The organism is Megasphaera hominis (assembly GCF_014269395.1).
Lineage (GTDB): Bacteria > Bacillota > Negativicutes > Veillonellales > Megasphaeraceae > Megasphaera > Megasphaera hominis.
The window spans coordinates 1-9,299 of the sequence record NZ_JACOGK010000053.1; the positions used below are offsets into that span (position 1 = coordinate 1).

Sequence of the window (9,299 nt, forward strand, 5' to 3'; positions counted from 1 at the left end):
GTACAGAGGATTTGTTTACTGACAATCGTGCTACAGCATGAGATACTGATTCTTTTCCTGCAAGAATATCTAGCACCGTATGTAGTTTTTCTTCTGCACAAACCTTAGTTCTATGCATAATAAATGCTCCCTTCCAAGTAGAGTGAGATTTTATTATTTCTCATGTCTACCTAGAAGGGAGCATATCACGCCCATATCATTTACTCTGGTGGCGATGACGTCTTCATTGTCGGTGCCTGGAATGACATCCTAGAACTGGCCGTAGACATGAGGGAAGCCTTCCGGGTCTATACACAAGGGAAATTGACCTTTTCCGCTGGCATTGCCTTCTTCTCACCGTCTTATCCCATCCATAGCATGGCTAAACTCACAGGTGAACTGGAAGATATGGCCAAAAAGACGCCCCAAAAGGACGCCGTCGCCCTCTTTGGTATGGACACCAACGAAGATGGTACAGAGCTCCTATGCCATCACGTGCACAAATGGGAACGGTTCGAACACGGTGTGTGTGAAGAAAAGCTGCATTTTCTGCAACATTCATTCAATCTGAGCGGTATGAACAGCGACGCACTGCCGGTGGGAAAGACCATGCTTTATCGCTTGAAGGGCCTCGTAGAAGAACTCGACCGTAGCGGCGACAAGATTAACCTCGCCCGGTTCCTCTACACACTGGCCCGTATGCAGCCGCAGAAGCAAAAGGACGAAGCGAAATACAAACGGCAAATGAAGATATACAGCGACGTACTGGAACAGCTCTATTATTGGGTAAAAGCAGGCAAAGACCGTAAGGAACTGCTGACTGCCCTGCATCTGGCAATATATTATTTGCGCGACAATCAGAAAAACTAGCGAGGAGAGATACGTATGAGTGAAAAAACACCTGTCAACATTGTGGATCAAGCAGAAGTCGTCATCCAAGGCCTGGAAACAGATAGATTCGGCAACGTATGCCTCAAGACCTCTAAAATCCGAAAATTCTTGTCCTCTGTCAATATCATCCGTAACGAAGTCCTGGCGCTGAAAGGGGCCAAAAAAGACATGGTACTTACGGAAGACATGGCCCTCGAAGTCAAAATGCTAAAGGCCAACATCCTGTACCAGGCAGGCCGTGATAAGTTTGTGCAGGAATTCATTGATAAGAGCCATATTATAGAAAAAATTGATGCTGTAGGTACGGATTATAAGAAATTCGATCTGCTCTGCAAATATATCGAAGCCTTGGTTGCCTTCCATAAATACTATGGCGGTGCCGATTAACCGATATATCCAGTTATTGACATAGAATTCAGGAGGTTTTTACCATGGAAGGAAATCAAGCCGTATTAAAAGGAAAAGCAATATTTAGTGGGACTCTCACCGTAGAAACAGGCCTGCACATCGGTGCCGGCTCGGACTTTGCCCCTATCGGTGCCGTAGACAGCACCTTCGTGCGCGATACGCTGACCCATGTGCCCATCATTCCCGGGAGTTCGCTCAAAGGCAAGATGAGAACGCTCCTGGCTAAGAAAAGCGCTACTGGCTACATCTTGCACAGCATCGACCAGGATAACGACGTCATTGCCCGCCTCTTCGGCATGGCCGGCAAAAACAAGGTACAGCCTGCACGGCTCCAATTCTATGATCTCTTTATGACTGAAGATAGCAAGGAACTGTTCAGCCAGCTCGATACAGATACATATATGGGCGAAATAAAAGCAGAAAATGTAATCAATCGTCTCTCTGGCGCAGCGAATCCACGTTTTATTGAACGAGTACCGGCAGGCGCGCAATTTGCCTTCAAGCTTGTATATAATCTGGAAACAGACGACCCACAGGAACTCCAGGAAGATTTAAAGACCCTGAAGGAAGGCCTGGAACTGATTACCTATGATTATCTCGGCGGCCACGGTTCCCGCGGCTACGGGCGCATTTCCTTTGCGGATTTGACGCTTAAGGGGATCGGCATGCCGGCAGACCAGGAAAGCAAACTCGTATCCCTTTGGGAAGGGATAGATGCGTAATGAGATACTACATCTATTCCTTGAAATTCCTCACGCCCGTCCACTTCGGCAACACGGCAGACGGTGGTACGCTGGAAAACGTAGCCCTGTCCTTTTCGTCGGACAGCTTTTTCAGCGCCCTCTGCAACGAAGCGGTAATAGCTCCAGAATTTCTACAGTCTTTTATTATGGCTATTAAAGAGGGGGCCATCCGTCTTTCGAGCCTCTTCCCATATCTTGATCGGGAAGAGGAAACGGGACAGTGGGAATACTACGTGCCCCGGCCTATCCGGATGGAAGCAAGGCCAGTAGTCCTGCGTAGCTTTCAGGAAACGAAGCAGGAAGCGACACGTCGCAAGGCGATGAAGAAAGTCGCTTATGTCCGTGCTTCCTTCTTAGCAGAAGCTAAAGAAAAACACACGGAAGATGAAATGCTCGACTTGCCGGAATTCGGGGCATTTGAGACATTAGGCAAAGTGAATCGTCGCGTTGATCCGGGCCTGCCGTACTTTGTCAGCACGTATAGATTTGCCCCACAAGCGGGTCTCTATTTCATTGCCGCCTTTGACGAAACGGCAGACGCACTAGAAGAACCCTTCGACGCACTGATGGAACAGCTCGGCTATTCCGGCATCGGCGGTGAACGTAGTAGTGGTTGTGGCAAGTTTGAATTGGCTGATGACAAAGAAGAACTCTACGCCGGGGAATGCATCTACGACGACACGGAAGCCATCATGACTATGCTGACGGCAGAAAAGGCAGACTACTACATGAATGTCTCCTCCCTTGTACCTACGGCAGAAGAAGTCGCGTCTATGGCAGAGGGGACCTATAAACTCCGCAAACGCAGCGGTTTCGTCAGCTCGCCGCAGCTTACCAATTTCGTGAAGCGCAACAGCTATTATAGTATTTTAGAAGGCTCGTGCTTTACGCAGCCCCTCTCTGGCAAGGTGTTGGAAATTTCCGTGCCAGGCTTGTCTCATCCGGTCTATCGCAATGGCCAGGGCTTATGTATGGGGGTGAAGCGCCATGACTGAAGAAAAAGCGGCTTTTTTAGAACAACGGACACTGACCCTGCAGGTTGTCACACCCGTATGCATTGCTGCCGGTACGAGTCTCAATTCACGGGAATATCTGTATGACCCGAAATTAGGCAAGGTCTACCTGCTGCATCAGCTGGAATGGTTCAAGTTTCTTCATCGCAAACGGCTCTTACCGCCGTATGAACGGTATATGAAAAGCCAAGACAGTAATAGCATACCACCCTACGAATGGTTGCAAAATTGCCTGGGCCCACAAGGCGCAACGCAGCAGCAGCTGGGGAAAGCCATCAAGGCTGCCGTGGATGTCCACGTGAGTCTCAAAAAAACTGGTGGCCGGCGGGGCGTCAACGACATCATCCCGACCATGCACCTCGCTGATGGCCGCGTCTACATTCCCGGAAGCTCTATTAAGGGCATGCTGCGCACAGCCATCCTCTTTCATCTAATACGCCGCGATAGTTGGGCCAGCCGGCGTAAGCAGTATTGGCAGCAGATTATGCGCATGGCCGGTGCTCTGGAATGTGCCAACAAGAACCACGACTGGCAGAGCCAAAAACAGGCCCTGAAAGACCTGGAACGGACAGCACAATCCATCGAACGGGAACTCCTTTGCATCCTTGATGTCGATAGGAGGAACATGCCCCTTAATGACGCCCTGCGGGGCCTGCGCTGTGGCGATGCCATGCCCGTAGCAACAAGTGAGAAAGGGAATACTACAGCCATCCTGCAGAAAATCGACATCACCAACGATTATGCCAGACGATTGCCGGTCTTCTTTGAATCGATGTTGCCAGGGACGACGTTCCAATTTTCCCTGACCATAGAAAAGGCCATGCTCGCCAAAATCGGCATTACGTCCATCGACGAATTGCTGTCCATCATGGGTGAGTACTACCGCTTCCTCAATGCGACCTTCCAAGCAGCCTTCCCGGAACGGCAGGACCTGTTTACCACTATGACAGAAGCAAATGCCTATCTAGGCAGGAATAATGGCTTCCTCCAGAAAACACTCATGCTGGCACTGGCAAACTCCCGACGTGACACAGTCCCCGTCGTCCGGGCCATCCTGCAAAAGCAATTTCATAATCACAAGCACGACGACAAATTGGATAAGGACGTCTCGCCACGAACCCTCAAAGGGACGCAATATGATCACACTATGTATCTTATGGGAGGAGTGAAGATTTTCGATGCTCACTAAACCCTTAACTACTATTGAATTGACGCTCAAGCTCCAGGGCCAGACAAAGCTCACCCAGTCGGCAGGCAGCCTGTTGCACGGCGTCATCATGGAACTTATCGACCCGGCTTATGCTGCGCAGATGCACACAGAAGCCCTACGGCCATATAGCCAGTACGTCTACTTTGACAAAAAGAACCAGGCCTTGAAATGGCGCATTTCCAGCCTCTCTGTAGAAGCGGCAGAAAAAATCCTCACACCCATGTGGAACTTGCCGGGCACCTTTCGCCTGAAGCAAAAGAACGTGACCGTAGAAATTGCTGCCCGCGACATCGTAACGGAAACGGATTATGATACCGTCACCAGTACCTACCTGGGTGGAAGTGACACGTACAGGAAACTCCATTTCCATTTCCTCACGTCTACGTCCTTCAAATGTGGCGGCACCTACGTCATTTACCCAGATGCGGGCCTCATCTATCAGAGCCTCCTCCAGCATTGGAACCTTTTTAGCGACAGCGAAGTCATCGACGCGCCCGATGCCGTGCAAGAACTGGTAAAGAACCTCTTCGTCGGCACGTACGAACTGCGCCTGCATCCCTTTGCCCTGGAAAAAACACGGATTCAGGCCTTCCGGGGAACATATACGCTCATTCTGAAATCCAATATTGTCATGCGCCGCATTGCCGCCATGCTGGCGTATTACGCCCAATTCGCCGGCGTCGGCGCCAAGACCGCCTTAGGCATGGGCGGGACACAAGTCGGAATGGAGGAATGGAAGTGAGAATACTGTACTCAGGTGTCGGCGACACAGACCCTATCCGTGAATGTCGTGACGGGGCTATTTTGCAGATTATCCGGGCCTATCACCCGGAAAAGGCCGTTCTTTTCCTAAGCAAAGATATGACTGCAAAGGAAGAGGAATACCAACGGTACACAAAACCGATTGAAGCAGTGGATCCATCGTGTGATATCGAATTAATTAAGACCGATATCGTCAATGTCCATAAAATTGATTCGCTGCATCAAATGGTCGATGAATTCTATCGCCTCATCGACCGGTATCCCGATGACGAATTTCTCATCAATACGAGCTCTGGTACACCGCAAATGAAGATGATTATGGCAATGCTGGCCATTGAATATGAAAAAGCAACGGCTATTCAGGTGGATAGCCCACAAAGAGGCTCCAACCGCAATACCCACGCCCTTAACGACGATGCAACCGTAGAAGAAATCATCGAAAACAACCTCGATAGCGATCCGGAAGAATATCGGAATCGTTGCAGTGAACCCAAACTGCGCTTTATCAAATACCGGCAAGTCGCACGGGAACTGGAAAAGCTGACACAGGCATATAGCTACAAAGATGCACTTGAATTAGCCAATAAAAACCGGGATATCATCTCTACCGAAGTAATTGCCTTGCTTCAACATGCCTATAAACGCTCCAATCTGGAAATACAAGAGGCTGCTGATGCCATCAAAGGAAAAAAAGACCTGCATGAATTTGCGATTCCCCATGACACGGATAATGAAGTGACAAAACTACGGGAATACCTGGGCATCATGGAAATCCGCATGAAACAGGAATACAGGCAGGACTTTTTCGTCAAGATGAGCCCCTTCCTGTATGAACTCCTGAAATGGTATATCGTAAAGAGGCTGCATATTCCCTTGGAAAAATTTACAGGAGACAAGAAGTCGACAAAGTTAAACCTGGGTCTGATTGAGAAAAATTTCCCGGCTTATATAAAAGTATTAGATCGTGAATTTGGCTATGCTAAGGATGGACAAGAAATGTCCTACTATAATTTGGAATTATTCCTGCAATCACGGGATGAAGTACCCGATGATATCAAGGAAAAACTACGGTTCCTGCGGGACGTAGAACGGAAAATCCGTAATCAGCAAGCCCATCAGATTGAGCCGCTGACAGAAAAAATAGTTCGCAATACCGTAGGAAACAGTATATTCAATATTTTCCAAGACATCCGGGCTGTCTTTACCTTTGCTCTCGGCGAAAACCGCGGCGCCGTAAAAGGATTAGTATACGATAAGATTAATGAAAAAATCAGGGAATTATTGAAGGAAGAGTAGTTTCCTCTGTACGTGAAAGGGGGCCAGGCCATGACATCACTGTATGTCACAGAAGGAGGGTCATTCATCAAACGCAAAGGCGGCCATATCATTATTGGACGTAATAACGAAGTCATGATGGAAGTGCCATTGGAAAAAATTGAAGATATTACTGTTGTCGATAATGTACATATCTCTTCAGGCCTTATGACAGATTTTATCAAACGAGGTGTCCCTATCACGTGGCTCTCGGGCTATGGGAAATATTTTGGTACGCTTGTTAATACAGAACAAGTCGATATTATCAAGCACAAAAAACAATTTGAATTAGCTTCGGATGGAACCTTCAATTTTAACCTGGCTATGAAAGTAATTCTGGCTAAAATTAATAACCAGCTCACCATTCTACGACGGTATAAGCGCAATGTACCAGAAGGACTTATCAATCAGCAGATCCACAATATCGTTTCTATTCGTAAGCACATACACGAGGCAGAAAAAACAGATGAATTGATGGGATACGAAGGAATTATTAGCAAACTCTATTTTGAAGCCATAGGTAAGATGGTTCCGGAAGAATTTTCTTTTTCACGTCGTTCTAAACATCCACCGTTGGATCCTTTCAATTCCATGTTAAGCCTTGGGTACAGTATGCTTTTCAATGAAATCCTCAGTGCTGTCGTCAGTCATGGACTACATCCCTTCGTAGGATTTTGTCATAGCATGTCCAAAGGGCATCCGGCTCTAGTTTCAGATCTAATCGAAGAATGGCGGGCACCCGTTGTAGATGCCTTAGTTCTTAGTCTAGTGAAGAAGAATATGTTGGATCTGGATTGTTTTGATATGTCAGAAAACGGCTGTTACCTTAACGCGGAAGGACGGAAGATTTTTCTTAAAGCTTATAATAAGAAAATTCGGTCGAAAAATCAGTATCTGGAAGGCGAATATAGTTACCGAGAATCCATTGTGCGCCAGTGTAGGAATTACGTAGGCGCCATGATGCATGAAGACCTTTCCAAGTACACCCCTTTGGAGATATTCTAAATGAGAGAAAAAGAATGTATCGTCCTCATTATCTACGATATCGTTGACAACAAACAACGGAATAAGATGGTGAAGTGCCTCGAACGTTATGGCGTACGCGTCCAGAAATCTGCTTTCGAGGCACTCTTAGGACGTAAAAAATATACAAGGCTTATAGAAGAAAGCCAGCGCATTATTGATCCTAGTACAGATTCCTTGCGCATCTACATCTTAGACTCGATCATTAATGTCTATACGTGGGGACTGGGAGAACGAAAAGAAGAGGATTGTGTTATTTTATAAAAAATGCGCCAACCATCTGTTTTTTGACGTGATAATCTTGCCGAAAAACGTGATACCAGGTATACTATACGTAGTGGCATGCCCGAAAATGTTAAAACAGCGCCGGCCCGCATAAACACTGGCCTCGTGAGCATTTTCTTAACAAATTAAAGTGCTGTCATGACAGCATTTTCCATCTGCGCCGATAATGCCCATTTGAGCCGCATAAGAATGCGGGTTTCGGGAGATAGGGTTTCTAAACATTAGCCCCGCAAGGGGACGGAAACGAACATGTTCCATCAAAGCTAATGGGTAAGCCTGTCTTGAATGTTTCTAAACATTAGCCCCGCAAGGGGACGGAAACTTTCTTAAAATCTCATTCTTATTCATACCGTTTCCTCCTTTAAGTTTCTAAACATTAGCCCCGCAAGGGGACGGAAACCGATACTGCAATGTGCCCATGCGGCGAACCTTCTTGCCGTGTTTCTAAACATTAGCCCCGCAAGGGGACGGAAACCCCCATTAACAGCCATCGTCACTCATCACCTTTTTCCCCAGTTCGTTTCTAAACATTAGCCCCGCAAGGGGACGGAAACTCAATGGCTCTGGTGTCAACGTAACGACACGGACGGTCAAGTTTCTAAACATTAGCCCCGCAAGGGGACGGAAACGTGACGAAACGAAAGAAAAAATTGCTAATTATTACGGTATGACGGTTTCTAAACATTAGCCCCGCAAGGGGACGGAAACGGCTTGTCCCTAGGTACAACAATTCATACTGTTCATCGTTGCTGTTTCTAAACATTAGCCCCGCAAGGGGACGGAAACGATGCCGAAAAAGTGTGTATATCCCTCGCTGTCCGTGATACAGGGTTTCTAAACATTAGCCCCGCAAGGGGACGGAAACTGTTGTTACTTGTGTCATTCTAATCACTCCTTTTATAATTCTTGTTTCTAAACATTAGCCCCGCAAGGGGACGGAAACGGCATGCCGTAACATGGAACAATGCTTTTTCAAGTTGTTCAACAGTTTCTAAACATTAGCCCCGCAAGGGGACGGAAACCGGGAAACCAGCTATTGGATTCTTCCCATCTATTGATATTGATTAGTTTCTAAACATTAGCCCCGCAAGGGGACGGAAACCTTCTTCCCATGAGAGAATAAATCTTGTCCAAAGAAACGTTGTGTTTCTAAACATTAGCCCCGCAAGGGGACGGAAACACGAAATTGTAAAACTGTGGAACGAACAATAACATAGATCAGAGTTTCTAAACATTAGCCCCGCAAGGGGACGGAAACACAAATACCTTGCACAAAGCATACCGCACAAAAAAACACGGAAGTTTCTAAACATTAGCCCTGCAAGGGGACGGAAACTGTTCAACCGTGTGTTTATTGCCACTGATAGCCTGCGAGTTTCTAAACATTAGCCCCGCAAGGGGACGGAAACAAATCATTTTTTCCGAATTAGTCATAATATTTCCTCTCTTTGTTTCTAAACATTAGCCCCGCAAGGGGACGGAATGATATGCTCCCTTCTAGGTAGACATGAGAAATAATAAAATCTCACTCTACTTGGAAGGGAGCATTTATTATGCATAGAACTAAGGTTTGTGCAGAAGAAAAACTACATACGGTGCTAGATATTCTTGCAGGAAAAGAATCAGTATCTCATGCTGTAGCACGATTGTCAGTAAACAAATCGTCTGTAC

General features: G+C 46.9%; 9 protein-coding genes and 1 CRISPR repeat array. All 9 genes read left to right on the forward strand.

Annotated features, from left to right (window positions below):
• Nucleotides 1–195: 195 nt before the first annotated feature.
• From cas10 to cas2, 9 genes are read left to right on the forward strand one after another with little or no spacing between them, the layout of a single operon-like run.
• Nucleotides 196–849, forward strand: a complete 654-nt coding sequence (cas10, locus tag H8J70_RS11905; protein ID WP_425489130.1) for a type III-A CRISPR-associated protein Cas10/Csm1 — start codon at nucleotides 196–198, stop codon at nucleotides 847–849.
• 15 nt (nucleotides 850–864) lie between these two features.
• Nucleotides 865–1,257 carry a type III-A CRISPR-associated protein Csm2 gene (gene csm2 / locus H8J70_RS11910; protein ID WP_186504512.1) on the forward strand — a complete coding sequence of 131 codons (393 nt, stop codon included), beginning with the start codon at nucleotides 865–867 and terminating at the stop codon, nucleotides 1,255–1,257.
• Between the two features lie 44 nt (nucleotides 1,258–1,301).
• Complete coding sequence (gene csm3 / locus H8J70_RS11915; protein WP_186504513.1) at nucleotides 1,302–2,000, forward strand: type III-A CRISPR-associated RAMP protein Csm3; 699 nt, start codon at nucleotides 1,302–1,304, stop codon at nucleotides 1,998–2,000.
• Nucleotides 2,000–3,016: a type III-A CRISPR-associated RAMP protein Csm4 gene (gene csm4, locus H8J70_RS11920; RefSeq protein ID WP_186504514.1), complete on the forward strand. Its 1,017-nt coding sequence runs from the start codon at nucleotides 2,000–2,002 to the stop codon at nucleotides 3,014–3,016. The genes csm3 and csm4 overlap by 1 nt, the downstream gene beginning before the upstream one ends.
• Nucleotides 3,009–4,223 carry a type III-A CRISPR-associated RAMP protein Csm5 gene (gene csm5, locus H8J70_RS11925; RefSeq protein WP_186504515.1) on the forward strand — a complete coding sequence of 405 codons (1,215 nt, stop codon included), beginning with the start codon at nucleotides 3,009–3,011 and terminating at the stop codon, nucleotides 4,221–4,223. Before csm4 ends, csm5 begins: the two co-directional genes overlap by 8 nt.
• Nucleotides 4,213–4,986, forward strand: coding sequence for a CRISPR-associated endoribonuclease Cas6 (cas6, locus tag H8J70_RS11930; RefSeq protein WP_186504516.1), 774 nt, complete (start codon nucleotides 4,213–4,215; stop codon nucleotides 4,984–4,986). The genes csm5 and cas6 overlap by 11 nt, the downstream gene beginning before the upstream one ends.
• Nucleotides 4,983–6,302 carry a type III-A CRISPR-associated CARF protein Csm6 gene (gene csm6 / locus H8J70_RS11935; RefSeq protein ID WP_186504517.1) on the forward strand — a complete coding sequence of 440 codons (1,320 nt, stop codon included), beginning with the start codon at nucleotides 4,983–4,985 and terminating at the stop codon, nucleotides 6,300–6,302. The genes cas6 and csm6 overlap by 4 nt, the downstream gene beginning before the upstream one ends.
• A gap of 30 nt (nucleotides 6,303–6,332) precedes the next feature.
• Nucleotides 6,333–7,325, forward strand: a complete 993-nt coding sequence (gene cas1 / locus H8J70_RS11940; RefSeq protein WP_186504518.1) for a CRISPR-associated endonuclease Cas1 — start codon at nucleotides 6,333–6,335, stop codon at nucleotides 7,323–7,325.
• The gene (gene cas2, locus H8J70_RS11945) at nucleotides 7,326–7,607 is read left to right on the forward strand and encodes a CRISPR-associated endonuclease Cas2 (RefSeq protein ID WP_186504519.1); all 282 of its coding nucleotides are present in this window, start codon (nucleotides 7,326–7,328) and stop codon (nucleotides 7,605–7,607) included.
• Between the two features lie 231 nt (nucleotides 7,608–7,838).
• Nucleotides 7,839–9,113: direct repeats of the CRISPR family, unit length 35 nt; unit sequence GTTTCTAAACATTAGCCCCGCAAGGGGACGGAAAC.
• Nucleotides 9,114–9,299: the final 186 nt, after the last annotated feature.

Coding starts and splice junctions, on each gene's coding strand:
- csm2 (WP_186504512.1), top strand. CDS start 865: ATGAGTGAAAAAACACCTGTCAACATTGTGGATCAAGCAGAAGTCGTC.
- csm3 (WP_186504513.1), top strand. CDS start 1,302: ATGGAAGGAAATCAAGCCGTATTAAAAGGAAAAGCAATATTTAGTGGG.
- csm4 (WP_186504514.1), top strand. CDS start 2,000: ATGAGATACTACATCTATTCCTTGAAATTCCTCACGCCCGTCCACTTC.
- csm5 (WP_186504515.1), top strand. CDS start 3,009: ATGACTGAAGAAAAAGCGGCTTTTTTAGAACAACGGACACTGACCCTG.
- cas6 (WP_186504516.1), top strand. CDS start 4,213: ATGCTCACTAAACCCTTAACTACTATTGAATTGACGCTCAAGCTCCAG.
- cas1 (WP_186504518.1), top strand. CDS start 6,333: ATGACATCACTGTATGTCACAGAAGGAGGGTCATTCATCAAACGCAAA.
- cas2 (WP_186504519.1), top strand. CDS start 7,326: ATGAGAGAAAAAGAATGTATCGTCCTCATTATCTACGATATCGTTGAC.